Source organism: Calyptranema fuscum S582, from assembly GCF_055793305.1.
Genome location: NZ_JBSLYH010000031.1, coordinates 1 through 26,103 on the forward strand (window position 1 = coordinate 1; position 26,103 = coordinate 26,103).

Consider the following 26,103-nt stretch of genomic DNA (forward strand, 5'->3'; position numbering starts at 1 on the left):
CCTTCCGCACACTTCGTAAGCGATTGGATAGGCTTCTCAGCATTAACCGTTGCAGCGAGCGGACTTGTTTCAGATTCCCTGCAATAGTAGCCCGGTAGATTCGCTGTCTCAGATTTCGCACAATCTTGTTGGTTTGTCGCCAATTAATAGCGTTCCAAAATTGCCCTTCTGTTACGTTTACAGTTTGTGGCTGCACCTAACTTTTCCTTCAGGTTGAAGCTAATCTCTTCTCATGTCTCTACGGGTGATTCACCTGTCCTACGTCAGCACTCTTTCGAGTTGGGTATTGCCCTATCCATCCGGTTATGGGTTCCCGTTACCTTTCGGTTGATGGCATTCGCTTCTTAGGACATCCTTTCCCCCCTGAGGAGTTGGGCGCACTTTACAGCTTGCTTACTGCTTTTGCAGACCTTATTGGGGTTGCCACGTTCCACATAGGGAAGATGCGGACTGGTTAGGCTCTGTCTTTACTCCGGGAAGTGTGCGGGTGCCCGTTCACAGGAATTGAAAGACCTGTTTTCCTACTCCCAACAGCCTCGTATCAATCGCTTTCGAGACTTCCTCGTAACGAAGTTTCAGATGACAGTTCACTTTCGTTAGCCGTGCAGCCCTTACCCTAGCCCTCAGATTCCTTGCGATTAGATTCTGATTAGACATTTGTTTCCGCTATGGCACATCTCCATTACTAGAAATGCACTGGAAACCGGGTACAAGTTTGGGCACTAACTTGAGAGTTTAATACTCTACTTCGTTTTATCTATGCGACTTCGTGTCGCTCTTCAGTTTTCAAGGTTCAGGGTTGCTGATGGATTAGCAGGAATTAGAGAAAGCAACGCCGTTCCAGATAATAGGTTTGCTGAAGTTGGCGGAGTACTTGTTGGTGTTGAATGAGAGATAAATTTCTCCGATTGGATGAGTCATCTTGAAGTGACCTAGAAGTGCCAGAACAATGAGTTTTTAAGAACTCTGAAAGCTTCAAGAGAACGTTGTTTTGAGTTAGGGAGTGAGTGGTCATTGGATTGCCTCCTCTGTATCTCATCTCATGCTACAAACATGATACAACATGCTACAATGTGTCAAAGGGGTACTACAACTTTTTTCGAGAAGGGAGAGGGCGATCGCTCCAAAGTAGTTAAATCATCCTCTCCCAGGGGTTTTGAGGTCAGAGTTCAATGGCTTGCTGTTCTTTCCAGAACTGCTCAGCAAATGCAATGGCAGGGTGCATCGGGGCTTTGGGTTTGGTTCTCAAGACCATTCCGGTTTCGTGTAAGAGGCGTTGGCGAAGCCTCTCTGAAAGAGAATCGCCCTTACTGGAATTACACTTCTCGCACGCAGTCACTACGTTGTCCCAGGTATGGCTTCCGCCTTTTGAGCGGGAAATGACGTGATCCAGCGTCAGGTGCTTGGTGCTGCCGCAGTACTGACAGGTATGGTTGTCGCGGCGGAAGACCTCCCGACGATTTACCGGAGGTACTTTCCAATGCCGCTCTGGATTACCACTGGTCAACCGGATGTGATCAGGGATTTGTAGTACGACGCTGGGCGAGCGTACCTCCCATTGCTGAGTGCTACTGAACTCCAGAGTCTCTGCTTGTCCGGTAACCAGCAGGACAACTGCCCGTTTAAGGTTGATTCGCGCCAGGGGCAGGTAGTTCTTAGAGAACACCACGACCTGGTTCTGAAGTATTGGAATCTTCTGTCGCTGTTCGGTCTGCATCAGTTTTCTCCTCAAAAATAACCCCCGCCTCTGAGTACCAGGAGCGGGGGTTGGGGAAGTTAATATGGCTTTCCCTATGTCGGTGCCAGGGTCGCCCTGCACCTCCCGCTGCTCGTCAGTTGATCCGGATTGAGTCGTCCGGCAATTGTGCTATCAATGCCTTCGCTGACGGATTTACCGCCGCTAAACCAATACGTCCCCTCAAACGCAAACAGCGCCGCTGCCCTACCCGAACATTGTTGGGGTCGAACATGGACGCTGCTTAAGGTGTTATGAAGGATGCGTATCATGGAAGGCTGTAGTATTTGTATTACAAATCCGAATGTCTACATACTACTCTTGTAGTATTAGATTGTCTACCCGGGAATTGAAATTTAGGATGTTCGGTTATGGATACACGCAAACGGGGTAGCACTTCGGAAATGCAGGTGACTAGTATCCGACTGGAACCGGAACTGAAAGAGCGATTGCGGGAGATTTCTGGGGAACAGGGCTATCAAACCCTAATTCGAGAGGTGCTTTGGCAGTTTGTGGAGCAACAGATGGGGGCGGATGAGGTGCGACCGTATTCAGTCGAGGATAGGCGATTACTCCAAAGGGGGAACTGCTTCGCATCGCCCTCTCATCTCCCACTGTTATCTCTGTCGGATATTCGAGCGACGTTTAGGGCGATTGCACAGCAACATGAGCAATGTGCGATCACAGGGGAGACTATTCATCCACAACAGATGATGTGGTTAGGGCTGACAATCGATGGAGCAATTGTTCCGCTCCTCCTTGGAGATAGCTTGAGCCAATCAAGGGTCTGAAATCTACACTCGTGAGAGGCTGGGTTTTGTGAGTGCTGGAACAATGCGATCGCTTGTTGCTCTTGCGCCTGATAAATTACGTGCGGTGGGACCCACTTGTAATGCCGCTAACCCACCCATGACAAATAGTTCACAACCTTGCCAGCGCAGATATTCATCGACAACGGGTAAACCATTCACGATCTCAAGGGAATGAGTGTTTAAAACCTGTTGGAGCAAGGGATGAGTTGTTGTATCTAATTGGCTTCCGGTTGCAAGCCAGATGCGTTCGCAATGCGTGTGCGAAGCACAATCGATACGTTGATGATGAATACACTCATGCACCGCTGAATTGGTGCAGCAAATTTGCCAAGCGTTGTTTATCCATTGAGCTTGGGATACCTGGCACTGTTCGTAGAAGGTAATCTTCCCATCCCGTTGCAATCGCCGGAGTTGGGTCAGCATGGCTGGAGTCATGGACCCACCATTGCGTGCCTGCTGAATCATCTGCCAGCGAGAGAACCAATTGGGTTCTGCCCAGAAATCTTTGAGGTATTTGGGACCCAGCCAGCCTGGGTCAGCATCAAATAATTTCTCATAAACGCTGCGACGAGACATCAGCATCACCTCTGCGCCCCGTTGAATCGCGCCGACCGCTAAGTGCCCACTGGTTAATCCACCCCCAATGATCAGCACCCGTTCTCCTTGGAGATGCAATCCTCTCAAATCGACTTGGTGAGAGTGGAGTAAGCGATTCTTGGGATAATTCTGCGAAATCTGCTCAACCCATTCTGGGAGATGAGGTCGTCCTCCACCGTTGGCAATCACCACCCGACGAGCAACGATCGTTTGACCATCCGATAATTCCAGATGAAAACGAGAATGGCGATCGCTGAAGGGTTGAATTTGTAACACCTGAGCCGGATATACACAAGTTTGCAGTTGCCAGCGATGAATCACCTCCTGACAAAAATCTTGAAACAGCCTGGTTCCTGGTAAATCGTAGGGCGCAAAGAGTTCGTTGGAGCGGTGTTCGGCAAAGGTGCGAAGGGCATGGGGGTTAGGAGCAGGATGATGCGCGGCGGGCGACCTGAGGTGAGGAATCTCCAGTGCTGCAAATTGATAGTTCCACTGGCGCATCCACTGACCACTGGGGTCGAAGACGATGAACCGTCCTCGCATTGATTTTTTCTTTTGCAATAGATGTGTGACCAGAGTGAGCGCATGAGGTCCGGCTCCAACAATGGCAATATCAATGGAGTGAGGTAAGGGAATTTGGGACATATTCACAAATGAGCGATCGCAAGCAACACAAATAACCATCCAAAAAGCGACTTAGATTGAGAGTCCGAAGCAGAAAATTTCAAAAGGTTGATCAACCCAGTTGCATTTGGCAGGGAGAACAAACGCCAAAGAATTCCAGGGTGTGATAGTAGATTTTGAATGAGGCAGAATGCTGCAATTGTGCCTCTAGTTCTTGAACCGGGCAGGTTTCTAACGGGAACGACTGACCACATTGCAAGCACGTTAAGTAGTGTTTGTCCTGCTCCATTGGGCTGTAGAGAAGCTCTCCGTTTGTCCCAGCACGACTCAAAACCAACCCGTGTAACTTCAAGGTTTCTAAAGCACGATAAACCGTCGCCAGACCGATCGCCTGCTGTTCTTGCAACAGACGGTATAAGGCTTGAGCCGAAATTGGATCAGACTGTTGCTCCAGTCCAGACCATACGGATTGTTGCTGCCGAGTCAAGCGAGGCAAGGATTGTACGGAATGGGAGTGGCTTTTCTGGAAGTAGGAGTTCCGTTTCACGGGACATACTGTAGAATGATAATCATTCTCATTCTACAGTATGTCACCCTCTGAGTCTTCTATGTTGGACAAATCAGTTCTTCAAGCTAGCAATGCCAGGCCACTCCAACATCCTGTTCCTCCAGTGACTCATCGTCCCCGGCGGTTGCGCCGGACAGAAACGTTGCGCCGCATGGTACGGGAGACTATATTGCGGGTCGAAGATTTGATCTATCCGCTGTTTGTGATGGAAGGGGAAGGGCAACGGGAAGAAGTAACATCAATGCCCGGTTGCTACCGTTATACGCTGGATCTGCTACTGGATGAGGTAAAGCAGGCGGATGAGTTGGGGATTGGGGCGATCGCCCTATTTCCCCTAATCCCCTATAGTCAGAAAGACAATGCTGGAACCGAGAGCTATAACCCGGATGGCTTAATTCCTCGTGCGGTGAGAGCCATTAAACAAGCTGTCCCCAATATTCTGGTTATTACCGATGTTGCCCTCGATCCTTACAGCAGCGAGGGGCATGACGGCATTGTGCAAGATGGCAAAATTCTCAACGATGAAACCGTTGCTGTGTTGGTGAAACAGGCACTCGTTCAGGCAGAAGCCGGAGCCGATTTTGTGGCTCCTTCGGACATGATGGATGGGCGCGTGGGTGCGATTCGCAAAGCACTGGATGCAGAAGGTTGGATCAATGTGGGCATCCTTGCCTACTCTGCCAAATATGCGTCTGCCTACTATGGTCCGTTCCGGGATGCTCTGGATTCTGCACCCAAGTTTGGTGATAAGAAGACCTATCAAATGGATGCCGCGAATTCGAGAGAAGCCATTAAGGAGGTGGCTCTCGATATTGCAGAGGGTGCCGACATTGTGATGGTTAAACCTGCGCTGGCATATCTGGATATTATTTGCCAGATCAAGCAGCACACTCATTTACCTGTTGCAGCCTATAACGTCAGTGGTGAATACGCCATGATTAAAGCCGCTGCGGAACAAGGTTGGATTGACGAGAAAAAAGTGGTTCTGGAAACGCTGACCAGTATGAAGCGAGCCGGGGCGGATTTGATTTTGACTTACTTTGCTAAAGATGTGGCGTTGATGTTACGGCAGTGACAAGGGTCGGGAATGGTTGTCCGCCTGATATTTTCAGGATTTTTAACTACACAAGGATGGTTTAGATGACCGATCTAAAAACACATCAATTGAATGGAATTGTGCGTCGATTGTCTATTGCTGTGATATCTTCAATCGCGCTCAGCCTGGGAAGTTGTGCATCGAATGCACCCTCAACAAACTCGGATTCACCAGCACAATCGCCGACCGCCGCAACAACTGATGAGTTGCAGGTGGTGACAACGTTTTTACCGATCACTCAATTTACAAAAGCCGTAGCGGGCGATCGGGCAGAAGTGACCCAACTGTTACCCACCAATGTCGGTCCCCATGATTATCAGGCAAAGCCGGAAGATGCTCAGAGATTGGCGAAAGCCGATGTGTTGGTACAGAACGGGCTGGAGATGGAGGAGTTTCTGGAGGATCTGGTTAACAATGCTGGGAATGCCAACCTGAAGGTGATTGATTCCAGTCAGGGCGTACAGACGATTACGGCGGAATCGATTGAAGGGGAGGCTCACGACCATGACCACGATCATGGTGCAAATGAACAGGCAGAAGCCGGACATGGACATGATCATGGGGAATACAATCCTCATATCTGGCTTGATCCAAAGCGGGCAATTCAGCAGGTCGAAAATATTCGGGATGGACTGATTGCAGCTGATCCAGCAGGGAAAGACCTTTATACCGCCAATGCAGCCGCTTACATTCAGAAGTTACGAGATCTGGATGCAGAAACCACCCAACTGCTACAACCCTACGCCGGAAAGACTTTTGTTGCTTTTCACGACTTCGCCCCTTACTTTGCTGCGAGTTACAACTTAAAAGCTAATTTTCTGGTGGACGTACCTGAAGAAAACCCATCACCAGATGATGTGAAACGGGTGATAGATACCGTGCAGGCGACCAATTTAAAGACGCTCTTGACTGAACCTCAGGGTGGGCAGGATGCCTTTGCAGCCCTGGCAAATGATTTGAATGTACGCGTCAGCACGTTTGACCCAATGGAAACGGGAGGACCTGAAGCCCTGCAACCCGACTATTACCTGATCACCATGCGAAGCAACGTGCAAGCCCTGACGACTGCATTTACAGGACAATCCACCCAATCTTTCCTGCCGCTCTGGTCAACTCAACCGATCGCACTTGTGCCCAAACGAGTTGGGATCAGGTTTTAGGAGGTGAGTTTGCAAGACATCGTGTTATCAGTCGAACAACTCACGGTTTATCGGGAAACCTTTGCAGCCGTGCAAGATGTTTCGTTCTCTCTGGCAGCAGGAACCGACACGGCGATCGTTGGTCCTAATGGAGCAGGCAAAACAACGCTTGTGCAAGCGATTCTGGGGATTCTGCCCCGGCAAGCAGGACACGTTTGCATCCTGGGACAACCTCTGTCTCGACAAGGTTTTCTTTCACCTTCCATTCGTCAACAGATTGCTTACTTGCCACAAAACTTTTTGTTCGATCGCCGTATTCCCATCACCGTCGAAGAACTGGTGGGACTGGGATGGGATAAGCTGGGCATTCAAGTCCCCTGGTCGAACCGCCGAAAACGTCAGTATGCAGTGCGCGAAGCACTCACCAGAGTTGAAGTAGACCATCTCCGCCATCATCTGATTAGTGGATTGTCGGGTGGTGAAACGAAGCGTGTCCTTCTGGCGTACTGTCTGGTGCGTCCCCGTCGCCTGTTGATCCTGGATGAAGCTCCGGCGGGATTAGATGTGCGGGGGGAGTCAGAATTCTACCAATTGCTCTATCAACTTAAACGAGAGCAAGGCTGGGCAATTCTGCAAATTTCTCATGATTTAGATATGGTGCGCCGAAACTGCGATCGCGTCCTCTGCATGAACCGCACCCTGCTTTGCCAGGGAACTCCAGAGATTGCCCTTTCACCCGACAACCTCTCTGCTGCCTATGGTTCAGAGTTTGTTCGCTATCATCATCGGCATCAAGGGGGAAGTAGGGAGTGGGGGGTGGGGACTAATTTATTGAGTTTTTTGGAGGGCGCGGAGGAGGGCACGGAGTAATTTACCTGTAGATTCACATTGAGCGAGGAGTGGTTGCCCTATTTGCATGGTGATTAATTCAACCCGGATAGCAAGTAAAAGATGAGTTTCTAATTCTTTTAGAGAACCCTGAGCAATCCGAAGAAATTGAATGTATTGATTTCGATACTCCCGTCCGTAGCCTTCAGCAATATTGGCTGGAATTGAAACCGCTGCTCTCCGAATTTGTGAAACCATGCCATAAACTTCTTCTTTCGGAAATGTTTTTGTCACGCGGTAGCAATTTTCTGCCAAAGTCATCCCCTGCTGCCAAACCTCCAAATCCTGATAAGACTGAATTTTACCATTCCCCATCTTATACACCCCAAAAAACTATTCCTATTTCCTATTCTTCCCACTCCCCACTCCCCACTTCCCCATTTCCCATATGCCTACCGAACTCACCCGCATCATCGAACTCTTCTCACTCCCCTTCATGCAACGGGCACTCCTGAGCGGTATCTTGACTGGCATTATGGGTGGGCTTTTGGGCAGTTTTACTATTCTGCGACAGTTATCGTTTTTCAGCGATGCGCTGGGGCATTCTGCCTTACTCGGTATCAGCATTGGCTTTCTACTGGGACTCAATCCCTCGTTTGTGCTGCTACCGTTCGCGGTTGTTTTTGCTTTAGCTGTGTCTTACCTACTGGAACGTACTCGTTTATGGACAGACGCGCTGCTAAATATCATTTATTCCTCCTCGTTGGCGATCGCCATCATTACCCTCAGTTTTGTCGGGCAGTACAAAGGCGGGCTGAATAACCTCCTGTTTGGCGACATTCTGGCAGTTCGAGAATTTGACCTAATCCTGAGTGGGTTGTTGCTCATCGTCTGTTTGATGTTCGTTGGATTAACCCTGCGAACGCAGATGTTGCTAACGCTGCACGAACCGTTGGCGATCGCCCGTGGAGTCTCCGTATCCATTCACCGAACTGCATTTATTGTCTTGCTGTCATTGGTCGTAGGAATTTCGATTAAGGCGATCGGGGTGCTGCTCGTCAGTGCTTTTGTAGTGATTCCTGCCTGTGCTGCCCGATTGCTCAGCCGTACCTTTACTCACTATGTCGCTGTATCAGCAGGGTTAGGCGCAATGAGTGCAATGGTTGGGATGCTGATTTCAGCCGGATTTAATTTGCCATCAGGTCCCAGTATTGTGGCAACCCAGTTAGTGATCTTTCTATTTGCAATGGCATTGCCACGTTTTAATGCACTGACTCAGTAGAGAAGATTTACAGACAGATTATTTGAGGCAATAAGGCATGAACCTATTTACCCAGAATCAATCAAAGACTGAACCCGCTAAAGTTCAACAACTTAAAACCTGGATTGATGAATTACTACGACTCGATCAGGAAACAACCATCTCGATTAGCCAACTTCAATGTAAAGAACCAGGATGCCCGCCAATTGAAACAGCAGTAACTATTCTGACGCAACCGATTCAACAATTCAAAATTCACAAAGCGATCGCTGAGATTGAGCAAAGCGATTTAGTTCAAGCGTTCAAAAGCAATCATCAACAGGAGAAATGAATGGTTTCTAGTCAAGCATCCTTACACATTCCTAAGCGAGGAATGCCAGTGACCATCATCACTGGATTTTTAGGCAGTGGTAAAACCACCTTACTCAACCAGATCCTTAAAAATCGGCAGGATCTCAAAGTTGCGGTGCTGGTGAACGAGTTTGGCGATATAGACATTGATAGTCAACTGCTGATGTCGATCGATGAAGATATGGTGCAACTCAGCAATGGCTGTATCTGCTGCACCATCAATGAGAATTTAGTTGATGCGGTGTACAAAGTTTTGGAACGGGAAGACGCGATCGATTATCTGGTGATTGAAACAACAGGAATTGCCGATCCACTTCCCATCATGCTGACGTTTTTGGGTACAGAGCTACGAGATCTGACGCGTTTAGATTCCGTCTTGACTCTGGTTGATGTAGAAACCTTCACACCAGACCATTTTGATAGCGATGCTGCACTCAATCAAATTATTTACGGGGATATCCTGCTGCTTAACAAAACAGATCTAGTACCTATGGAACAGGTAGATGAGTTGGAGCAGTATATTCATAGCGTGAAACAGGGAGCTAGACTAATTCGATGTCAACGAGGAGAGGTTCCCTTACCGTTGATTTTAGATGTTGGGTATAACGATCCAGAACACTATGCAGACTTGCTGAATCAACCGGAAACGAAACATACTCATCACCATCATGATGCTCATCACCATGCTCATCACCATGCTCATCACCATCACCACTCCGAGCATTTAGAGAATGATGGATTTGTAGCGGTGTCCTTTGTCAGCGATCGCCCCTTTTCTCTCACAAAATTTCAAAATTTCCTTGACCATCTCCCTACTAATGTCTTTCGGGGAAAGGGCATTCTCTGGTTTCAAGAAAGCCAGATGAAACACATCTTTCAACTGAGTGGGAAGCGATGTAGCCTGGAGGTGGAATCCTGGACAACCCCACCCAGTAATCAAATCGTACTGATTGGACGGAATCTTAACCCGGAACAGTTGCGGCAAGAGTTAGCACAGTGCCAGGAGTTTGAGCCAACGAAGTTGAGTATCCGCTAAACACGGCATTCAATATTCTCGATTAGCAATGTATGAGGTGCAACCATGACGACAACACTCAGGTCTAAATCGGCTCAAATTGGCGGAACTGTTCACACATTCCAGTGGCAATGGCAGGATCAGACTTTTGCGATCGCCTACGAAACACGCGGCAGTGGCAATCCAGTTCTGCTTCTCCCTGCCTTTAGCACCGTTTCCACTCGTGGCGAAATGCAGGGAATTGCCGAACAGTTAGCCCCACACTTTCAAGTGGTTGCAATGGACTGGTTAGGTTTTGGACAGAGCGATCGTCCTGCCCTAGATTATCAACCTGCCCTCTACCGCCAACTCCTACAAGATTTCCTTCAATCTCAATTTGATCAGCCTACTGCTGTCGTTGCGGCGGGTCATGCGGCTGGGTACGCGATGCAAGCTGCTCAACAGCCAAACCTTGTCTCAAAACTGGCACTGATAGCGCCCACCTGGAAGGGACCATTATGCGCGATGGGTGCGCCAACACCTGTACGGGATGGGGTGCGGGAACTGGTGCGATCGCCCGGTCTGGGGCAATTCCTCTACGGGTTAAATACGACTCCCAGTTTTCTCAAATTCATGTATCGTCGCCATGTGTTTGTGAATGAAGCACGGCTTACCCCAGACTTTATAAAAGCAAAGCACCAAATTACTCAGCAACCGGGGGCACGGTTCGCCCCAGCCGCCTTTGTGACGGGCACCCTGGACCCGATGGCTAATCGAGACGAGTTTTTGACAGTGGGGCGATCCGTTACGGATCAGCTTCGCTGCACGCTCACCATGCCTACTCTGGTTGTCATAGGCGAACAATCCCCACCTCAATCAAAGGCTGAAATGGAAGCCCTGGCGACATTATCCAATATTGAATCCGTTCGGCTGCCGGGAACACTGGGTATGCATGAGGAAGAGGCGAGTGAAGTGGCAGCGATCGTATTACCGTTTCTACGAGCTTAATTTCCAGCATTAAACTCAGAACCAGGGAATGGAGTCGAAGAAATGACCCATTTGCCGGAGAGTGCTAAATATGCCGACAATTCCTCCCAGCACCCCAAACGCAATAAGGGAAAAGATCTGGGTTGTCGTAACGTCTGAAAGATAATACCAACCATAGGAGAGGGGGATTAAAGCCAGGAAGCAGCCAATGACAGCACCCCAGAAAAATCGGATCGCTGCATCAGCTACCTTGTTGGCTGGCGGGTCGGATGGTGTAGGTGGCATTGGAAATTACTGCATCAGTGAGTTGTCGGTATTCTGACACACCTTCTCACCTGCTAAAGTTCGGTTTCCTCACCCCTAAATTGCCAGAACTCCGCCTCAACCCAAAACACTTGCTGAATCCTGGCTTTTACTTATAATTTGAGAATGATTATCATTCTTTAAGCAAAAAGGCATGACCGATGGTAACTGCCGATATTCCAAGTTCTGTCCCTGTAACCGTCCTTACGGGTTATTTGGGTGCTGGGAAGACGACACTTCTCAACCGCATCCTGACTCATGAACATGGCAAGAAAGTTGCCGTCATCATCAATGAGTTTGGCGAGGTGGGCATTGACAATCAGTTGGTGATTGATGCAGATGAGGAAATCTTTGAGATGAATAACGGCTGCATTTGCTGTACGGTACGGGGTGACTTGATTCGTATCATTGGCAATTTAATGAAGCGCCGCAACAAGTTTGACCATCTCGTGATTGAAACCACTGGGTTGGCAGATCCCGCTCCTGTAATCCAGACCTTTTTTATGGACGAAGATGTGCGATCGCAAACCAGCCTGGATGCCGTTGTCACGGTTGTGGATGCCAAGCATATTCACCAGCACTGGGATGCGGATGAAGCGATCGAGCAACTTGCGTTTGCTGATGTAATCCTGCTCAACAAAACCGATTTAGTAACGCCTGCCGAATTGGATGAATTAGAGCAACGCATCCGATCGATGAATGCAATGGCGAAAATCTACCGCACCAAAGATGCTCAAGTGGAAATGGATAGCATCCTGGGAGTCGGAGCTTTTGATCTCAGTCGCGCTCTGGAAATTGACCCCAATTTCTTAGGCGAGGATGCTCACGAACATGATGAAACTGTAGGTTCGGTGGCAATTGCGGAATCCGGTGTGTTGAACTTTGAGCGACTGAATACCTGGATGGGCGAACTGTTACGCAATCAGGGACCCGATATTTTCCGGATGAAAGGCATTCTCAACATTGAGGGCGAAGACAATCGATTTGTATTCCAGGGGGTTCACATGCTGTTTGATGGCAGAGCCGATCGCCCCTGGAAGCCCAACGAAACCCGCAAGAATGAACTGGTTTTCATCGGTCGCAATTTGGATGAAGGGGAGTTGAGGGAGGGGTTTCGGGGGTGTTTGGTGTAGGAGTGGGGAATAGGGGGTGGGGATGGCGAGGACGATTAGTCAGCAGGAGTTTAAGCAGGTTTGGCGGGGTGGATTGTCAGATTATGTCACTGCGATCGCTTGGTCAACCGATGGGCGCTCCTTAGCAGCTTGTTCGGCGGCTGGAGAAGTGGTATTGATTAGCCTGCCGGGTTTCCAATCTACTCTTCTCCAGAGGGAAACGGGGTACTCCGTCGATTGCCTTGCTTTTTCCCATGATGGGCAATTTTTGGCGATCGGGGGGCAAGATGGGCAGGTCAAAATCTGGTCGCTTCAATCGGGTGCGCCAGAACTGATCACCACGTTAGAAAACAAATCCGTTTGGGTCGATCGCCTGTGCTGGTGTCCGACAACCCATGAGCTTGCCTTCAGTCTGGGCAAGTATGTGCAGATTTGGGATGCTGATACGCAGAACGTTGTGACGACGCTTAACTTCGAGGCTTCAACGGTTCTGGATTTAGATTGGCGTAGAGACGGGAAATATCTGGCTCTGGCAGGCTATCAGGGGGCAAGAGTCTGGAATACAAACGATTGGGATGCAGAAGCAGAGGCATTAGACATTCCCTCAGCAACGGTGGCGATCGCCTGGTCGCCCGATAATCAGTTCATCGCTGAGGGTAATCTCGACAGTACTCTAAGCGTAATGGAGTGGGGTAATCCGGCTCCGTGGCTGATGCGCGGCTTTCCGGGTAAAGTGCGGCAACTGGCATGGTCTGAGGTTCCTACCAGTATCGGTGCGCCACTGTTGGCATCCTGTAGCGGAGCCGCTGTTGTTGTGTGGGAGCGCGATCGCGATGAGCGCGTGGGTTGGGCAAGCCGGATTCTGGGTAATCATCAAGGGATGGTGCAGGCGATCGCCTTTCAGCCGAATTCCCTTTTACTGGCATCGGCAGTAGAGGATGGTTGGGTTGCCCTTTGGCATCGGGGCACCCGATTGATTCAATCGCTTACAGGTGCATCCAGTGGCTTCTCCTGCCTTACCTGGCACCCGCAGGGACATCAACTGGCGGCGGGTGGGCTAGATGGCGAGTTGCTGGTCTGGTCACAGGCTCTCCGGGGTCAGGGGTTTGGTAAACGATAAGTCCCTTAACCCTCAGACTCATCTAAATGCTCGACCACAGCCTGATAGAAACTGAAGACATGATCATCCTGCAAGTGGTAAAACACATGCCGTCCTTGCTCACGAAACCTAACCAGGCAAATCGTTCTTAACGTCCTCAGCATCTCCATCTGATCGCCCCTTGCCTTCAACGGGGTGTTCCTATGCCCGATGCACCGAAGCCGAAGAACTTCTATAGATTTCCTGCTTTCTAAGCAAATTGATTCATAATCAGGTGCTGGAGTATTTGTTCAGTGCAGTCAGTTTAGTGATATTACGCTAAATTTGTCTTGGTTTGAGTGTGTTGCTCCAAGTTAGCAAGATCTCAAATGACAAATTGAATCTATACTAAATTCAACTTTCAGTTTGAGGAGCCTGTTTACATGAATCTTCGCCTAAGCTTAAAGTTAATGACAATTCCAACCCTAATGGGTTCAGTATTGGCTTTTGGAATTCTGGCGCAATTAGCATCTGCGGCTGACACAAGTTCTTCAACTGTGCTTACCAGTCAGTCTACTTGTGATTTGCCCTCTGACCGTGAACTTGAATTATCAACAGTTCGACATCAAAAAGGGATTGCGATCGCATCAGCGGACTTAGCTTCTGGTGAAACTGCAATGCTTGATTTTAGCGAAGCAGAGAGCGACGCTGCTGCTGAGTTGTTTGGTTGCGATTGTCCTTCTTGTATTAATGCGTTGCGACAACTGCAAAGTCAGCCGTTGCTTGACAATGGCAGTAGTACTGGGCATTGTTTAACTTCCTTACAACGCCGTGTGTCACCTCAGAGGATGCAAGAAGTACTCCAGAATTTAGAGATGAGAGAAGCTGAACAAGCTCGTTAAGTTTTCCAATAACAGTGACAATCAGGTTCTGCAATTAAGGATACTACGAGCGAATTCAGTGCTGTCGCTGCCAGTAGTCCACCCCCTAACGCCTCTTCGATCGTAATAAAAGGCTCACCCGATCGCATCAATTGACGTTTGGCGATCGGGGCATGGCTGAACCCAATTGGCATCCCGATCACCAGGGTAGGCTGAATGGCTTGACACACGGCTAACAAAATGGAGGGTGCATAGCCGATCACCAGAATGCATCCATCGGGGCACTTGCTCAATGCCTCCTGCCAGTCCTGATACTGCCAAAAGGCTTGCTCTGCATCGGGTGCCGTCGTGACATGAGGATCATTGATCAGGGGAGTTACCTTACAGCCCAGATACCGCAAGCAGGTGTGATCCGACGCTGCTGCCACCATTGGCACATCAGTTATCACCAAACAACCTGCTTTGAGTGTCGCTCGACTGGCAGCGATCGCCCCTTTCGAGTCAGCCACCCCTCTGCCGTAAATGCGATCGCCGACAATTGTTCCAGCAAATGGGTTGTATTGCCATTGAGAGCGATCGCCGACTGGAGCGGTATCAAGGTGGGATTGTAGCCAGATTGTTTTCGTTGCAGTTGTCGCTTGATGATGACAAATGACGGAAGGATGCTCCGGATCTCCGATCAAGTGTGGCTCGAACCCAAGAGCAGTGAGTTTTTCAGAAATGCAGGTGGCGATCGCCTGCTCCGACTCAACCGATGGAATCGAAACAAGCTGCTGAAGGAATTCAATAATGTCTTGAAGGGGAATTGGAAGAGGGATTAAAGCCACATTATGAAACCCGTGAACAATCATCGATCGCTGCTAAATGCCATGCTCCTCTAAATAGGCTTTAATTCCTGCTTCCAGATCTTGAAGTGCATCTTCCATGCTGGGGTAGCTATCCTTGCCTTCATAAACAGTGCCACCAAGATCGTATGCTCGGACAAAGGCAGAAATCATCTCATGCTGCCCAATTTCGATCCAGCCAATTTCTTCAACAAAACGGTGGATGATTGGATACTGTTTTTCAAAAGCAGTGAACTTTGGCATTGGTTTTTCGGATTTGATCTCATTGCCAAAATTCTAACGGTCTTATGATCAATTCTGCTGATATCAAGCAGACAGGGGAAAACCTGCTGCCAATAACCAACCGAAGAATAAAGCAGAGCCGATCGCATAGATCCATGCTCGATTCAACAAACCTGCAACCAGAGACAAGATTCCCATCAGAGGCGGAAATAGTGGCAACAGCAAAAACATAAATCCCAATTGAGGGAGAAAATTGAGCGTCAACACGAAGCCGCCAATCAAAGCAACGCTCTGTCCCAGCCACCAGAGAAGGCGTTTGCCGACCCCAATATTCTCTTGCACGATTCCCGCTGCCAGAAACCACGGGAAACAGGCGATCGCCACCGGCACCCACACTCTGAGCCGAATTGGAATCAGCCACTACTGAAGCCAAGTCATCTGTGCCAATGCACTAAAGGCAATCCAGAGGATGGCAAACAGCAAAACTCCCAGCCCAACGGCACGCAGGGTAGGGCGAGGTAGACGCGCCAGCACTCCCAGCCAGGTTAACCCAGCAATCAAAAAGAGGATGAGGAACAGTGATACTTAACTTGATCCTAATGCCCTCTGTTGCTATGACGAACGCCTGTCACTTTCATCCGGAGACGATCGGAGGGAGCAACGGTAATACCGCGACGGATTGGGCGGATGGGTTTGGAGTTAACCAGCGACATCTGGAAATGAGACACCATTTGAAACAGCACGAGTTTCATTTCAAAGAGGGCAAACGCCGCACCAATGCAGCGGCGATCGCCGCCACCGAAAGGTAAATACTCGTAGGGTGAATATTGCCGCTCTAAAAACCGTTCAGGTCTAAATTGCTTCGGTTCTGGATAGACGGACTCCCGGTGGTGCGCCAGATAGATGGATGGCATAATCACCGTTCCCGGTTCCAATTCATAGCCTGCAATCTCGATCGGTTGCTTAACAGTCCGTGGAAACGCACTGAGCGCGATCGGATATAGCCGCAATGTCTCCTGACAGATCGCTTGCAGATAGGGTGAGCGGGCGATCGCCATTGGGTCAGCATCAGTGCCCAGTGCCTCAATTTCTGCCAGTAATTTGGTTTTCACATCTGGCAGGGAGACAATCCAGTATAGTGCCCAGGCTAAGGCAGAGGCAGTCGTTTCATGCCCAGCAAACAGTAGGGTAATCAGTTCATCCCGTAACTCCACATCACTCATCGGTTGCCCTTCAGCATCACGGGCTGCCATCAGTAGTGCCAGAATGTCTGTTCGGTCGCTGTCAGGTTGATTGCGGCGATCGCGGATCTCGGCATAGAGCAAATCATCAACCTGCTGCCGTCGTTGCAAAAATTTTCCCCAGGGACTCCATCCCCATTCCTGCTGTAAGAACGGGTAGAACAAAAACATCGCACCCAGGGGTGAGCCAAAGCCGTCCAGCATCCGGCTCATAGTCTGACGCAATTGCTCATACCGTTGTCCTTCCTCCAGCCCAAACACCGCCCGCAAAATTACTTGCAGGGAAATGGACTGCATGATTGGGCGCACTGCAAAGGTGGTGCCAACCTGCCATGAACGGATGACTTCAGTGGTGATGGATTGAATGACCTGGGCATAGGAACGCATTCGATCGCCATGAAACGGGGGCATCAAAAGCTGCCGCTGCCGTTGGTGTGCGGCTCCTTCCAGCAAGGCAATCCCGTGTTCTCCAATCAGTTCTTGCAGGATTTGATTACCGCGTCCTGCACTGAGCTGCTCAGGCTTGGCAGTAAAAATAGCTTCTAATGCCTGGGGACTGCTGAAGTAAACCAGAGCAGGTTTTGCATCGGGTTGAGAGACGCGGTAATCATCCCCATAGGCTTGACGGCGTGCTTCGATTGTTTCAAGCGGTTGAAAGAGAAACCGCAACCCCCAAAGGCGACGCTGCCAGATAGAGGTTTTAGGCGGACCATTGAGCGATCGCAGAGAAGTACTGACCATGCGTTTAAGTTCATGAGGACGAGCGAGGGCTGAACGTGCCAGCCCCATCTTCCAGGGTAAGATCTCACACCGCTTTCTGGGCACTTCCTAATGTTATTGAGTCCGTCAGCTACCCCCAATAACTAACCTTTGTTGAATTCCAGTTGCCCGACGTACTCGTATTGCCCATACTGTTGATTGCCGCTAAACAAGCGCACTTCGTAAGTGCCGGTACCCGGTAAAGAACAAGACAACTGAGAGGCTTGGCTGATTTGCTCGGAACAGGTTTCAGCTTGCCCACTTCCCTTGACCCCATAACTCGCCATTAACCATCGCTGATTTGGAGTTTGAAGCTGGATCACAGCATTGTCTCGAACATCCGTTTGCGATCGCGTCGATGAGATGAGTTTCAATCCTTGAGCAAAGAAATTAGGGTGCAACATGGGTTGCCGTAGAAAGTCTCCGCGAGACATGGGTTGCGGTAAAAGCTGCCAAGCTGGATCATCAGGAAAGTGGCTAATAATCATGACGTCTGGTGGCGGAAAGAGATAGCTCGCGCTATATCGTTTAGTGAAACCTGGCCACCCGACCCACCAGCCCCAGCGCCCCTCCCAGCCAGTTTTAGCACGTAGAATCCAAGCGCGAGGTACAGGAACGTGAATAAGGTAAATCGTTTCATTATTTCTTCTCCGGTGAAGTTTATTCTCTGTACCAGACACGCACACATTGAAAGTAATTGACTGTAACGCCCTGGCTGATCATCACTGGGTAAACACCATGACTGACCGTTACTCCGTAGACATCATCGTTTGTGCCTTCGATGCGATCGGGTAACACAACAGTTTCAACGTTGATCACCTGGATCGTTGTACTTGCAATCCACTGATTGACCTCCCTCACAACCTCAGAGAAGGATTCGTAATCGGAAGCTCCGCCAAAGGGGCCTCGTTCAGTAATCCGAGGCGCAAAATCTTTGTACTGAATCATTTGATTGACCACCTTAAAACTGTAGAGTTGAGCATCAATTCAAGTAGTGGGCATCGCCCACCATCTTTAAAGCCTTTCTTTGTAAAACCTTTCACGGTAAAGCTTTGTGGGCAGCGATAGCCCTATGGGATCCATTTCAAAACTTAAGCCAACCTTGCCAGTAAACCGCTAAGAACAGAGGTAAAAGCATGAACGCTGATGTGGGCTAACATTGCAGCTTCTAGCGAATATTGCCAAAAGAGCCAGCCAAACGCAATTCCCGCAATCCCATTCAGTAACAATGCTCGAGTAATCACAACGGTCGTGAGGGGAACGATCGCGGCAGTCGCTGGCAGGTGTAGTAGTCCAAATACTAACGCGGCTAGAACGATCGCACCTTGATAAATTCCTTGGCTCGGCATTGTAACGCCTTGTTTTAGACCTTTCCACGCAATCCAAACAAGCAGCGACATTAAACCCCAACGCATCAAAATTTCCTCAGTGATGCCGCCATAGGACATTGCTGTGAGCAAATTCAACCAACTTCGTTCTGTATTATTGGCTGCCCGTAGTGCTTCAGGTAGGGCAGGTTGCATCAACCGATCGAGCAAAAAGAGAACAATCGCCGCCGCTGCGCCCAAACCCAAGCTCCACTTCATCTCAACAGCAAAAGATAGAGACTTAGCGGTATGAAACACCCAATGATCAATCAAATGAGAGCGTAATCCAACGCGATAGGCACAGCCAATGCCGATCAGAATGCTGATTGCCAGTAGAATTGAATACTGTAGTCCTTGCAGAAGCATTAAAATCCACAATGGAGGCACTGTTTCCAGTTTTTCTGGAGATAGTTTTGCTAACTGTTGCTCGATTAAAGGAATAGACGTGATCGTGAACATCACAATTCCCACACTGCCCAATACAAATAAAATCCCGAATTGTTTCAGAATTGCCATTGGTTTAATCTCCAGATGATCTGTCCTATTAGCCCGTGCTGCTGAACAACACCATCAACAGGAACGAGGGCAGGTTAAAAACGAAGTGGACGACGAGACCGGGCCAGATCGATCCGCTGCGGCGGAAAACCTCGGCAGTGGCGAGACCAGCCACCACAGCAGCGGGAAAGATGTTGTTGATCCCATGCATGAGAGCGAAGATCACAGTGCTGCCCACGACCCCAACGAATGGACCGTAGCGCAGCAGCGCGTTGGTGACAATGCCTCGGTAGAGCAGTTCCTCACCAAGCGGTGAGAAGACGGCAATGAACACCGTGCTCAAAACTAGAGACAGTAACCCGCCGCCAGCGCCATCTCCGTAAACATCCTGGACATTGTTCGTGTCCCCAGTGATCTGAACCCAAGCTAGCATCGCCAGACTCTTGAGCACGAAGGCAACCAGTCCTACTCCGACGCTGATCAGGAGCCAGCGTCCGGAGGTTCGACGCACGCCGAAGGCACTCAGGGAACGAATCCGCAGCCGCGCAGCCACTGCGAACGCGATCAGCGTGGCGACGCCAGTCCATGCAGTCAAGATCAGACCGTGAACCACGGGGTCAAGACCGAATTGCTCGAACAGCCGGACGCCTCCGAACCCTACGATTAAATAGACGACGAGTCCGACGATAATCTCAGGCCAACCCGGACGGGAGACTCTGTTTGGTGCGATCGCGACAGGGGGCTTTTGTGGGTGGTTAGAAGATACTTTAGACATGGTGATGACTTCCTTTAATTGAGTGAAGTTAGTTTCAACACTCAATTTCTTTCAGATTCGTATGGAGTTTCTTGCGGATGGCGCTTGGCAAAATTCCAGACTATGGCACTGGCATCGGGACCGGCGTGATCGATGTAAATGCCGTTTCCAGCAGGACCTGACCAGGCATGTCCCATATCCTGGACGAGGTACAACTCGACGACAGACGCACCATCCGGCGCAGCGAGGGTGGTGTGTGTGTAGGAATGCCTGCCCTGTTGTGAAGGCACCGTCGTCGTTTTTTCGACCAGGTTTAGGCTGTCGTTGAGTAAACCATCATCCACAAAGTCACCCACCGCAATCCAGTGTGCAACCAGACGGGTGGCAACTATGGGCGGAACGACGGTATCCTTCTCGCCCTGGATGACGAGCAGCGGCACCTGCCGCGCCCGATCGCCCATCTGCGACCACGCCTGACGTGCCGTGTAGTCCGGTGGCGTGGAATCGGGGTCGTCTTGGTTTACCTGGTTGAGTCCGTACTCACCCCCTGCGATCGATGTTGCCGTTGCAAAAACATCGGGGTAGGTCGCAGCGAGAATAACGGCAGTCCCCGCACCCGACGAGGCACCCGCGACATGCACTTGGGCTGGGTCTGCGTTGTACTTCTCGACCACCTGTCGGGCAATGCTAGCAAGCAGCGCCGGTTCTCCGCTGTAGCGGTGCTGCTCCCGTGGGTCAGACGAGTTCCAGCAGTTGATCGCGCTGCGGAATATCCGTTGTGTCGGGTAGACGACGATGAAACCTTCGCGGTCAGCCAAACTGTTGAACTGCGTCGTGGCCTTCATCGAATTCCATCCATAACCCGTCATGCCGCAGCCGTGAATCGCCATGATTACGGGCAGTTGAGTCATGCCATCGTACTGAGGCGGCAGGTGAACCTGATAACGCAGGGAACCGGCATCGCTTTCGTACAGGTGATTGTGGTCTCCCGCCTGCGTCCACCAGGGTAATCCGAACTGGAAAGCCGCAGTGCCAATGCCGATGATGGTTAGAACTGCGACGAGGATGCCGGAGATGATCCAGGGCGATCGCCGTCGCCTACGAGATCGGTCTGACCGGGGTTGAGCGGACCAAATTGCCTTGTCCAGGTTTTGTTCTCGCGAGTGATCAGAAAAATCTTTCATAGTGATCGATTCCTTTCATCCAGGTGCTGAACGTTCAGGACGCGTCTGCGAACACCATCACCGGAACTGTGGGCAGGTTGACAACAACATGAACATGGAATTAGTGGATCTATTTCAGTGTTACTTGAGTGAGTCGCTTGAAGTGCTGTATCAAACGTGTCGCACTGTCGATCGACTACTGCGCTACAAACCCACCATCCACCATCAATGTTTCACCTGTTACGAATGATGCCAGGTCAGATGATAAAAACAGGACTGCATTTGCAACTTCAAGCGGTGTTCCAATTCGTCCGATCGGGTGAAGCCCTGTTATGTAAGCTTTGGCTTCATCCTGCCCACCTGTCGCTGCTTCAAACATATCTGTTTCGATTGCCGCTGGTGCAACGACATTGATGCGAATACCCGCTTTGGCATATTGGAGCGCAGCCGCTTTTGTTAAGCCTACTACTGCATGTTTACTCGCGGTGTAGAGAGGTACGCCAGGAAGTCCAATGACTCCATTCGCAGATGCCGTATTGATGATTGCACCACTTCCCTGTTTCAACATCTGAGCAATTTCATACTTCATCGACAACCAAACGCCTTTGACATTGGCGTTCATCATGCGATCGTATTCTGCTTCTGTTTGCTCAATCAAAGAGGGATTTTCGCCGACCGTTCCTGCATTGTTAAATGCAATATCTAACCGACCAAAAACGCCAACCGCTTTATCAACCATTGCTTCAACATCGGCTTCTTTCGTAACATCTGCTTGCACAAAAATAGCCTCTCCGTCAGCTTCTTTGATCAATCGAACTGTCTCTTCACCTTCATCCATTCGACGACCCACCACTACCACCTTTGCTTGTTGTTGGGCATACGCGATCGCCGCTGCACGACCAATTCCTGAAGTTCCGCCAGTGACTAACGCCACTTTGTCTTGAAGTATCATCGTGCTTCTCCTAGCATTAATTTCGTTGTATTGATTTGAAGCGTACTGAGTTCCAATGCTTGATTTCTTCCAGATTCTTATGGTGTTGACAACATAATCTTTCAAACACGCGATCGCTTGTTCATGTAGTGGTTTTCTGGGTGATTCAGCACCTGCATTATTGAACGCACAGTCGAGTCGTTCATAGGTTGCGACTGTATGACGCATTAATGCTTTGTTCGGCGACTATTATCGGCTTTAACTTAGACTATTGCTGCTCAACCAAGAATGGACAACTTCATCGATCGTGGTTTTTCCTTGAATCCTGTTTATCCCATTTCCCTCGAAGACTAGCGTTCCATCGTTGAAGGCGCGGATCATCTCACTATACGAGCGGACAGAGGCGGGGCTGTTCCCCATTTGTGCCAGCACTGAAGACCATTCACGCTCAGACAGGGCAATCGCTTGAACATCGCGCTCTAGGGCTTTGCTAAAACTGGCGGCAACGTCATTTGGACTTAAAGGGCGTGAACCGTGAAGTTCCCAGACCTGTGTGCTTTGCCACTCTTGCATCAGCATATCTGCACAGGTCTGACCGATGTCGATCGCGGAGACCATCGGCATCGCCCGATCTAGCGGAGCATAGAAAGACGGCAACCTCCCGGTTTGTTTTGCCATCGGCAAAAGCGATCGCCAGTTTTCCATAAACCCCGCCGCCCGCACGAAGCCAATCGCGACCTCAGTTGGCAAGCTTTTGAGTTTTTCTTCCATCCTGTAGGCAGTCAGAATGTTGCCAGTTCCTCGCGGGAGATGCCCTCCAACGGAGGACAGAGCAACAATTTTCGACAAGTGTGCTCGTCGTGCCGCTTCAACGATGGCTGAAATCACTTGCTCAGCCCGTGCGAACAAATCATCTGAGGCATAATCAGGCGGATTCAGAACATACGCGCCTGCCACACCCTCAAAAGCGCGAGCTAAGGCATCTACATCGGCAATATCTTCGACAATTGCAACCTCAGCCCCTTGCGCTTTCCACGCGGCACCTTTGCTTTCATTGCGCACCGCTACACGCACCGTTGCATGTCCTAGCAGGGCATTTGCCGTAGCTGAACCAGTCTGTCCTGTCGCTCCCAAAACAACATATTTAGCCATGATCATTTTCCTAAGGATCGTGGATTAAATTAAGATCGAATATTGAATCGTTTGGAGGGGCGAACGGCCGTTCGCCCGTACGACACATCACCGGAGTTATTTAATTCTTATTCCTAAGTGATTGGTCTGAATAGATTCACAGTAGCGGTAGCAGTAAGATTGCTAAATACACAGACCTCGCAGCCCACCATTCTGTAAAACCTCTCACAGTAAGGCTTTGTGGGCAGTGCCCACCCTACTGGCTTGAACGGATTCCGATCGCATGATGCCAGCATTGTGAATGACCACATTTAGATTCGGGTGGTCAATCTTGAGCTAACGCACCGAAACAATGGTGGGCGGTGCATTACTACTGGCTACAACAACCATTGGGTCAGCGGATGAACCAGGTAGCGGAGCGAGAACGCCTCCCAGATCGCACCGACGATGAACAGTGGGAGTGTGGACAGACTCAGCCAACCGAGCTGTTCCAGCCCACGGACGTAACCCTGACGATGGCTCCGAGTCCCGATGGTTGCGGGGCGAACCCAAGACCGACCCAGGATGTATGCGCCAAACATCAGGAGGGCGTAAGCTTGGAATTCGATGAGTATTGTCAGCGAGTGCGGGATCAGTGCCACCGCCATAATCTTGGTAGTCGGAGCCATCACTAAACCGAGAGTGAACGTCTTATACGCAAATATGGCGATGCCAGCGAAGGGAACGATCAGCGAAGGGAGTACGATTAATAGTGCGCCGCTTGTGACGTTGACTCCCAGGATGGTCAGCGAGAACAGCCACGGGTTATTGAATAGCGATCGGACAAGATCCGCCGTTCCGTTGTCTTCCTGGATGGCTACCTGAGTTGCGTTCAGGTTGGGGAAGACCATCGCCGCTACCAACCCGATGATGACTAAGCCATACACAATGGCGTTGATGGTGAGGTAGGCGCGAAAATTAGTGCGAATGATTTGAAAGGGTTTGCGAAGCAATCGCCGAAGCGGGTGTTTGGCACTGGGAGTAAGTGGTCGTTGTGGAGACTGGTCTTTGGTGGCGATCATTTTGCGTGACATGTTTTAGCTCCGATATTTGGTAATAGATGCAGTGATGCTTGCCAGCAAAAAGCTTAGGCAAATCTTGCCAGCAAAAGACTAAGAACAAAGGACAAGGCATGAAAGCTGACATGGGATAACATCGCAGCCTCAAGCGAGTATTGCCAAAAGAGCCAACCAAACGCGATGCCAGCGATCCCATTGAGTAATATCGCTCGGACGATCACAATTGGAGTGAGAGGAACAATCGCGGCAGTTGCGGGCAGGTGTAAAAGTTCAAATACCAGCGCGGCTAGCACGATCGCACCTTGGTATATGCCTCGGTCTGGCAACGTAATGCCTTGTTTTAAGACCTTCCACGCAATCCAAACAAACAGTGACATCAAGCCCCAACGCATTAGAATTTCCTCAGTGATGCCGCCATAAAGCATTGCTGTCAGCGAACTCAGCCAATTTGATTCTGTGTTGTTGGATGCCTGTAGCGCTTCAGGAATCCCAAATTGTTTCAAAACTGCCATTGATCTAATCTCCGTTGGTAGCATCACCGTCCGATCGTTTGATTCTCCAACTAGCTCGTCGAGTAATGTATTGAAGATGCGGTGGAAGGTTATCCCTTGAAATGGATCGGTTCGCTGTGAGTTAACCATTAGCGATCGAAAATTAACTCGCTGTATATCCACCATCGTTGGCGTAGCCTCTCCTACAGGAGAATCGCCAAGGACAACCTGTGATGTAGCTCGTAGCATCAGAACAGAGAAAAATAGCAGCGCGTTTTTATCACTCAGTCAATTGCAGAACAATCTTGCCTCGCATTCTTCCCTGTTCTAAACGTTGATGAGCTTGAACGATGTCGCTCCAGGGCAGAACTGAATCAATGACGGGTCGAATCTGATCGCGTTCAATCAGGTTCCTCAGTGCGTTCAATTTGTCTCTATACTGAGGGCTGAAAACGAAGTGAATCGTCAAGTTTTTACCCCAGGCATCAAGCAGTGTTTGAGGAGTTGCAGTATCGACAATTGTGACCAGTTTTCCAAATGGACGAATCGCCTCTGAGCTACGTTCAATCGTGTTTCCTCCAACCGTGTCTAAAACCAAATCAACACCCCGACCATTCGTTTCTCGCCCAATCACTTCAATGTAATTTTCATGCTTGTAGTCGATGGGATAATCTGCACCCAGCTTCTTAACGAAGTCAAAGTTTTCTGCACTGCATGTTGTATATACATAAGCACCCATTGCTTTCGCCAGTTGAATTGCGATCGAACCGACTCCACCCGCTCCAGCATGAATTAGAACTGTTTCACCGACTTGTACATTCCCTCTAGTTACAAGGCAATCCCAAGCGGTTCCTCCTGCCAACGGCAAGCAAGCTGCCTCAACATGGGTCAAATTAATCGGCTTAACTGCAACAATGCTTTCCTCTGCAACGTGGTATTGAGCATAACTACCAAACTCGCCAAAAATCTGGGGTGAGTAGTAAACTTCATCTCCAACCTGGAAATGAGTGACTGCCTCTCCAATCGCTTCAATCACACCCGAAACGTCAACTCCGATAATTGCAGGGAGACGAACTAAATCTTTGTAGTCACCTCGACGGGTTTGATAATCAAGGGGATTGAGCGAGGTTGCATATACTCTTACCAGAACTTGGGTCGCTTTTGGAACTGGTTTCGGTATGGTTTGAAATTCAAACACCTCAGCGCTACCAAAAGCGGTCAGTACCGCAGCTTTCATGTACTCCATATCAGCTTCCTTGCGTCTAAAATGATTGATAGGT

35 protein-coding genes are annotated in these 26,103 nt (G+C 49.7%); 11 read left to right on the forward strand and 24 right to left on the reverse strand.

Annotated elements, in window-relative coordinates; translation table 11 throughout:
- From ACR6Z4_RS19775 to ACR6Z4_RS19790, 4 genes are all read right to left on the reverse strand, one after another.
- On the reverse strand, nt 1-196 hold a 196-nt coding region (locus ACR6Z4_RS19775; protein WP_479719037.1), incomplete at its 3' end, for a reverse transcriptase N-terminal domain-containing protein.
- A gap of 624 nt (nt 197-820) precedes the next feature.
- Entirely contained in the window at nt 821-1,015 is a 195-nt protein-coding gene (locus ACR6Z4_RS19780) for a hypothetical protein (RefSeq protein WP_479719038.1), read from the reverse strand.
- A 147-nt stretch (nt 1,016-1,162) separates the two neighbouring features.
- Entirely contained in the window at nt 1,163-1,717 is a 555-nt protein-coding gene (locus ACR6Z4_RS19785; RefSeq protein ID WP_479719039.1) for an HNH endonuclease, read from the reverse strand.
- Between the two features lie 74 nt (nt 1,718-1,791).
- Nucleotides 1,792-2,007, reverse strand: coding sequence for a hypothetical protein (locus tag ACR6Z4_RS19790; protein ID WP_479719040.1), 216 nt, complete (start codon nt 2,005-2,007; stop codon nt 1,792-1,794).
- A 99-nt stretch (nt 2,008-2,106) separates the two neighbouring features.
- Here ACR6Z4_RS19790 and ACR6Z4_RS19795 point away from each other — a divergent pair, with 99 nt between their 5' ends.
- Nucleotides 2,107-2,526, forward strand: a complete 420-nt coding sequence (locus ACR6Z4_RS19795; protein WP_479719041.1) for a hypothetical protein — start codon at nt 2,107-2,109, stop codon at nt 2,524-2,526.
- A gap of 3 nt (nt 2,527-2,529) precedes the next feature.
- Here ACR6Z4_RS19795 and ACR6Z4_RS19800 read toward each other — a convergent pair whose 3' ends face one another.
- A complete protein-coding gene (locus tag ACR6Z4_RS19800; protein ID WP_479719118.1) occupies nt 2,530-3,789 on the reverse strand; it encodes a SidA/IucD/PvdA family monooxygenase in 1,260 nt (419 codons plus the stop codon).
- 91 nt (nt 3,790-3,880) lie between these two features.
- Nucleotides 3,881-4,315: a Fur family transcriptional regulator gene (locus ACR6Z4_RS19805; protein WP_479719042.1), complete on the reverse strand. Its 435-nt coding sequence runs from the start codon at nt 4,313-4,315 to the stop codon at nt 3,881-3,883.
- Nucleotides 4,316-4,376: 61 nt separating this feature from the next.
- Between ACR6Z4_RS19805 and hemB the strand changes: the two genes are divergently transcribed.
- The 3 genes from hemB (at nt 4,377) to ACR6Z4_RS19820 (ending at nt 7,441) form a co-directional block, all read left to right on the forward strand.
- Nucleotides 4,377-5,411 carry a porphobilinogen synthase gene (gene hemB, locus ACR6Z4_RS19810; protein WP_479719043.1) on the forward strand — a complete coding sequence of 345 codons (1,035 nt, stop codon included), beginning with the start codon at nt 4,377-4,379 and terminating at the stop codon, nt 5,409-5,411.
- 65 nt (nt 5,412-5,476) lie between these two features.
- Nucleotides 5,477-6,592 carry a metal ABC transporter solute-binding protein, Zn/Mn family gene (locus tag ACR6Z4_RS19815; protein WP_479719044.1) on the forward strand — a complete coding sequence of 372 codons (1,116 nt, stop codon included), beginning with the start codon at nt 5,477-5,479 and terminating at the stop codon, nt 6,590-6,592.
- A gap of 9 nt (nt 6,593-6,601) precedes the next feature.
- Complete coding sequence (locus ACR6Z4_RS19820) at nt 6,602-7,441, forward strand: metal ABC transporter ATP-binding protein (protein WP_479719119.1); 840 nt, start codon at nt 6,602-6,604, stop codon at nt 7,439-7,441.
- On the opposite strand, the gene ACR6Z4_RS19825 is transcribed toward ACR6Z4_RS19820, so the two are convergent.
- Nucleotides 7,400-7,774, reverse strand: a complete 375-nt coding sequence (locus ACR6Z4_RS19825; RefSeq protein WP_479719045.1) for a four helix bundle protein — start codon at nt 7,772-7,774, stop codon at nt 7,400-7,402. The two genes, ACR6Z4_RS19820 and ACR6Z4_RS19825, sit on opposite strands and share 42 nt — an antisense overlap.
- 73 nt (nt 7,775-7,847) lie before the next feature.
- On the opposite strand from ACR6Z4_RS19825, the gene ACR6Z4_RS19830 reads away from it, so the two are divergent.
- Genes ACR6Z4_RS19830 through ACR6Z4_RS19845 form a run of 4 tightly spaced genes read left to right on the forward strand, consistent with a single transcriptional unit; the run spans nt 7,848 to nt 11,013 of the window.
- A complete protein-coding gene (locus ACR6Z4_RS19830) occupies nt 7,848-8,681 on the forward strand; it encodes a metal ABC transporter permease (protein ID WP_479719046.1) in 834 nt (277 codons plus the stop codon).
- Between the two features lie 37 nt (nt 8,682-8,718).
- A complete protein-coding gene (locus ACR6Z4_RS19835) occupies nt 8,719-8,991 on the forward strand; it encodes a hypothetical protein (RefSeq protein ID WP_479719047.1) in 273 nt (90 codons plus the stop codon).
- Nucleotides 8,992-10,047 carry a CobW family GTP-binding protein gene (locus tag ACR6Z4_RS19840; protein ID WP_479719048.1) on the forward strand — a complete coding sequence of 352 codons (1,056 nt, stop codon included), beginning with the start codon at nt 8,992-8,994 and terminating at the stop codon, nt 10,045-10,047.
- 45 nt (nt 10,048-10,092) lie between these two features.
- Entirely contained in the window at nt 10,093-11,013 is a 921-nt protein-coding gene (locus ACR6Z4_RS19845; RefSeq protein ID WP_479719049.1) for an alpha/beta fold hydrolase, read from the forward strand.
- A 15-nt stretch (nt 11,014-11,028) separates the two neighbouring features.
- On the opposite strand, the gene ACR6Z4_RS19850 is transcribed toward ACR6Z4_RS19845, so the two are convergent.
- Entirely contained in the window at nt 11,029-11,277 is a 249-nt protein-coding gene (locus ACR6Z4_RS19850) for a hypothetical protein (RefSeq protein WP_479719050.1), read from the reverse strand.
- A 179-nt stretch (nt 11,278-11,456) separates the two neighbouring features.
- Between ACR6Z4_RS19850 and ACR6Z4_RS19855 the strand changes: the two genes are divergently transcribed.
- Nucleotides 11,457-12,428: a CobW family GTP-binding protein gene (locus ACR6Z4_RS19855; RefSeq protein ID WP_479719051.1), complete on the forward strand. Its 972-nt coding sequence runs from the start codon at nt 11,457-11,459 to the stop codon at nt 12,426-12,428.
- A 22-nt stretch (nt 12,429-12,450) separates the two neighbouring features.
- Complete coding sequence (locus tag ACR6Z4_RS19860; protein WP_479719052.1) at nt 12,451-13,527, forward strand: WD40 repeat domain-containing protein; 1,077 nt, start codon at nt 12,451-12,453, stop codon at nt 13,525-13,527.
- Between the two features lie 5 nt (nt 13,528-13,532).
- On the opposite strand, the gene ACR6Z4_RS19865 is transcribed toward ACR6Z4_RS19860, so the two are convergent.
- Entirely contained in the window at nt 13,533-13,676 is a 144-nt protein-coding gene (locus ACR6Z4_RS19865) for a hypothetical protein (RefSeq protein ID WP_479719053.1), read from the reverse strand.
- Nucleotides 13,677-13,955: 279 nt separating this feature from the next.
- Here ACR6Z4_RS19865 and ACR6Z4_RS19870 point away from each other — a divergent pair, with 279 nt between their 5' ends.
- Entirely contained in the window at nt 13,956-14,387 is a 432-nt protein-coding gene (locus ACR6Z4_RS19870; RefSeq protein WP_479719054.1) for a hypothetical protein, read from the forward strand.
- Here the strand turns inward: ACR6Z4_RS19870 and ACR6Z4_RS19875 are convergent.
- From ACR6Z4_RS19875 to ACR6Z4_RS19945, 15 genes are all read right to left on the reverse strand, one after another.
- Entirely contained in the window at nt 14,384-15,217 is an 834-nt protein-coding gene (locus ACR6Z4_RS19875; protein WP_479719055.1) for a precorrin-8X methylmutase, read from the reverse strand. The two genes, ACR6Z4_RS19870 and ACR6Z4_RS19875, sit on opposite strands and share 4 nt — an antisense overlap.
- A 9-nt stretch (nt 15,218-15,226) precedes the next feature.
- A complete protein-coding gene (locus ACR6Z4_RS19880; RefSeq protein WP_479719056.1) occupies nt 15,227-15,454 on the reverse strand; it encodes a hypothetical protein in 228 nt (75 codons plus the stop codon).
- Nucleotides 15,455-15,517: 63 nt separating this feature from the next.
- Nucleotides 15,518-15,829, reverse strand: a complete 312-nt coding sequence (locus ACR6Z4_RS19885; protein WP_479719057.1) for a hypothetical protein — start codon at nt 15,827-15,829, stop codon at nt 15,518-15,520.
- 24 nt (nt 15,830-15,853) lie between these two features.
- Nucleotides 15,854-15,994 carry a hypothetical protein gene (locus ACR6Z4_RS19890; RefSeq protein WP_479719058.1) on the reverse strand — a complete coding sequence of 47 codons (141 nt, stop codon included), beginning with the start codon at nt 15,992-15,994 and terminating at the stop codon, nt 15,854-15,856.
- A gap of 35 nt (nt 15,995-16,029) precedes the next feature.
- A complete protein-coding gene (locus ACR6Z4_RS19895; RefSeq protein WP_479719059.1) occupies nt 16,030-17,415 on the reverse strand; it encodes a cytochrome P450 in 1,386 nt (461 codons plus the stop codon).
- 122 nt (nt 17,416-17,537) lie between these two features.
- Nucleotides 17,538-17,921 (reverse strand): hypothetical protein, encoded by a 384-nt coding sequence (locus ACR6Z4_RS19900; RefSeq protein WP_479719060.1) that lies wholly within the window; start codon nt 17,919-17,921, stop codon nt 17,538-17,540.
- 172 nt (nt 17,922-18,093) lie between these two features.
- The gene (locus tag ACR6Z4_RS19905; RefSeq protein ID WP_479719061.1) at nt 18,094-18,381 is read right to left on the reverse strand and encodes a hypothetical protein; all 288 of its coding nucleotides are present in this window, start codon (nt 18,379-18,381) and stop codon (nt 18,094-18,096) included.
- 143 nt (nt 18,382-18,524) lie between these two features.
- Complete coding sequence (locus ACR6Z4_RS19910) at nt 18,525-19,316, reverse strand: CPBP family intramembrane glutamic endopeptidase (RefSeq protein WP_479719062.1); 792 nt, start codon at nt 19,314-19,316, stop codon at nt 18,525-18,527.
- A gap of 28 nt (nt 19,317-19,344) precedes the next feature.
- Nucleotides 19,345-20,070, reverse strand: a complete 726-nt coding sequence (locus tag ACR6Z4_RS19915) for a lysostaphin resistance A-like protein (RefSeq protein ID WP_479719063.1) — start codon at nt 20,068-20,070, stop codon at nt 19,345-19,347.
- Nucleotides 20,071-20,111: 41 nt separating this feature from the next.
- Complete coding sequence (locus tag ACR6Z4_RS19920; protein WP_479719064.1) at nt 20,112-21,233, reverse strand: extracellular catalytic domain type 1 short-chain-length polyhydroxyalkanoate depolymerase; 1,122 nt, start codon at nt 21,231-21,233, stop codon at nt 20,112-20,114.
- Between the two features lie 175 nt (nt 21,234-21,408).
- On the reverse strand, nt 21,409-22,164 hold the full coding sequence (locus tag ACR6Z4_RS19925; RefSeq protein ID WP_479719065.1) for an SDR family oxidoreductase: 756 nt from the start codon (nt 22,162-22,164) through the stop codon (nt 21,409-21,411).
- Nucleotides 22,165-22,401: 237 nt separating this feature from the next.
- Nucleotides 22,402-23,295 carry an NmrA family NAD(P)-binding protein gene (locus ACR6Z4_RS19930; RefSeq protein WP_479719066.1) on the reverse strand — a complete coding sequence of 298 codons (894 nt, stop codon included), beginning with the start codon at nt 23,293-23,295 and terminating at the stop codon, nt 22,402-22,404.
- Between the two features lie 356 nt (nt 23,296-23,651).
- Nucleotides 23,652-24,347 carry a stage II sporulation protein M gene (locus ACR6Z4_RS19935; RefSeq protein ID WP_479719067.1) on the reverse strand — a complete coding sequence of 232 codons (696 nt, stop codon included), beginning with the start codon at nt 24,345-24,347 and terminating at the stop codon, nt 23,652-23,654.
- A gap of 53 nt (nt 24,348-24,400) precedes the next feature.
- A complete protein-coding gene (locus ACR6Z4_RS19940; protein WP_479719068.1) occupies nt 24,401-25,072 on the reverse strand; it encodes a CPBP family intramembrane glutamic endopeptidase in 672 nt (223 codons plus the stop codon).
- A gap of 31 nt (nt 25,073-25,103) precedes the next feature.
- The gene (locus tag ACR6Z4_RS19945; protein ID WP_479719069.1) at nt 25,104-26,069 is read right to left on the reverse strand and encodes a zinc-dependent alcohol dehydrogenase family protein; all 966 of its coding nucleotides are present in this window, start codon (nt 26,067-26,069) and stop codon (nt 25,104-25,106) included.
- Nucleotides 26,070-26,103: the final 34 nt, after the last annotated feature.

Coding starts and splice junctions, on each gene's coding strand:
- ACR6Z4_RS19935 (WP_479719067.1), bottom strand. CDS start 24,347: ATGTCACGCAAAATGATCGCCACCAAAGACCAGTCTCCACAACGACCA.
- ACR6Z4_RS19795 (WP_479719041.1), top strand. CDS start 2,107: ATGGATACACGCAAACGGGGTAGCACTTCGGAAATGCAGGTGACTAGT.
- ACR6Z4_RS19895 (WP_479719059.1), bottom strand. CDS start 17,415: ATGGTCAGTACTTCTCTGCGATCGCTCAATGGTCCGCCTAAAACCTCT.
- ACR6Z4_RS19815 (WP_479719044.1), top strand. CDS start 5,477: ATGACCGATCTAAAAACACATCAATTGAATGGAATTGTGCGTCGATTG.
- ACR6Z4_RS19785 (WP_479719039.1), bottom strand. CDS start 1,717: ATGCAGACCGAACAGCGACAGAAGATTCCAATACTTCAGAACCAGGTC.
- ACR6Z4_RS19920 (WP_479719064.1), bottom strand. CDS start 21,233: ATGAAAGATTTTTCTGATCACTCGCGAGAACAAAACCTGGACAAGGCA.
- ACR6Z4_RS19790 (WP_479719040.1), bottom strand. CDS start 2,007: ATGATACGCATCCTTCATAACACCTTAAGCAGCGTCCATGTTCGACCC.
- ACR6Z4_RS19870 (WP_479719054.1), top strand. CDS start 13,956: ATGACAATTCCAACCCTAATGGGTTCAGTATTGGCTTTTGGAATTCTG.
- ACR6Z4_RS19940 (WP_479719068.1), bottom strand. CDS start 25,072: ATGCTACGAGCTACATCACAGGTTGTCCTTGGCGATTCTCCTGTAGGA.
- ACR6Z4_RS19925 (WP_479719065.1), bottom strand. CDS start 22,164: ATGATACTTCAAGACAAAGTGGCGTTAGTCACTGGCGGAACTTCAGGA.
- ACR6Z4_RS19825 (WP_479719045.1), bottom strand. CDS start 7,774: ATGGGGAATGGTAAAATTCAGTCTTATCAGGATTTGGAGGTTTGGCAG.
- ACR6Z4_RS19840 (WP_479719048.1), top strand. CDS start 8,992: ATGGTTTCTAGTCAAGCATCCTTACACATTCCTAAGCGAGGAATGCCA.
- ACR6Z4_RS19865 (WP_479719053.1), bottom strand. CDS start 13,676: ATGGAGATGCTGAGGACGTTAAGAACGATTTGCCTGGTTAGGTTTCGT.
- hemB (WP_479719043.1), top strand. CDS start 4,377: ATGTTGGACAAATCAGTTCTTCAAGCTAGCAATGCCAGGCCACTCCAA.
- ACR6Z4_RS19905 (WP_479719061.1), bottom strand. CDS start 18,381: ATGATTCAGTACAAAGATTTTGCGCCTCGGATTACTGAACGAGGCCCC.
- ACR6Z4_RS19780 (WP_479719038.1), bottom strand. CDS start 1,015: ATGACCACTCACTCCCTAACTCAAAACAACGTTCTCTTGAAGCTTTCA.
- ACR6Z4_RS19800 (WP_479719118.1), bottom strand. CDS start 3,789: ATGTCCCAAATTCCCTTACCTCACTCCATTGATATTGCCATTGTTGGA.
- ACR6Z4_RS19880 (WP_479719056.1), bottom strand. CDS start 15,454: ATGCCAAAGTTCACTGCTTTTGAAAAACAGTATCCAATCATCCACCGT.
- ACR6Z4_RS19930 (WP_479719066.1), bottom strand. CDS start 23,295: ATGGCTAAATATGTTGTTTTGGGAGCGACAGGACAGACTGGTTCAGCT.
- ACR6Z4_RS19945 (WP_479719069.1), bottom strand. CDS start 26,069: ATGGAGTACATGAAAGCTGCGGTACTGACCGCTTTTGGTAGCGCTGAG.
- ACR6Z4_RS19835 (WP_479719047.1), top strand. CDS start 8,719: ATGAACCTATTTACCCAGAATCAATCAAAGACTGAACCCGCTAAAGTT.
- ACR6Z4_RS19860 (WP_479719052.1), top strand. CDS start 12,451: ATGGCGAGGACGATTAGTCAGCAGGAGTTTAAGCAGGTTTGGCGGGGT.
- ACR6Z4_RS19910 (WP_479719062.1), bottom strand. CDS start 19,316: ATGGCAATTCTGAAACAATTCGGGATTTTATTTGTATTGGGCAGTGTG.
- ACR6Z4_RS19855 (WP_479719051.1), top strand. CDS start 11,457: ATGGTAACTGCCGATATTCCAAGTTCTGTCCCTGTAACCGTCCTTACG.
- ACR6Z4_RS19830 (WP_479719046.1), top strand. CDS start 7,848: ATGCCTACCGAACTCACCCGCATCATCGAACTCTTCTCACTCCCCTTC.
- ACR6Z4_RS19850 (WP_479719050.1), bottom strand. CDS start 11,277: ATGCCACCTACACCATCCGACCCGCCAGCCAACAAGGTAGCTGATGCA.
- ACR6Z4_RS19915 (WP_479719063.1), bottom strand. CDS start 20,070: ATGTCTAAAGTATCTTCTAACCACCCACAAAAGCCCCCTGTCGCGATC.
- ACR6Z4_RS19875 (WP_479719055.1), bottom strand. CDS start 15,217: ATGATTGTTCACGGGTTTCATAATGTGGCTTTAATCCCTCTTCCAATT.
- ACR6Z4_RS19845 (WP_479719049.1), top strand. CDS start 10,093: ATGACGACAACACTCAGGTCTAAATCGGCTCAAATTGGCGGAACTGTT.
- ACR6Z4_RS19900 (WP_479719060.1), bottom strand. CDS start 17,921: ATGATTATTAGCCACTTTCCTGATGATCCAGCTTGGCAGCTTTTACCG.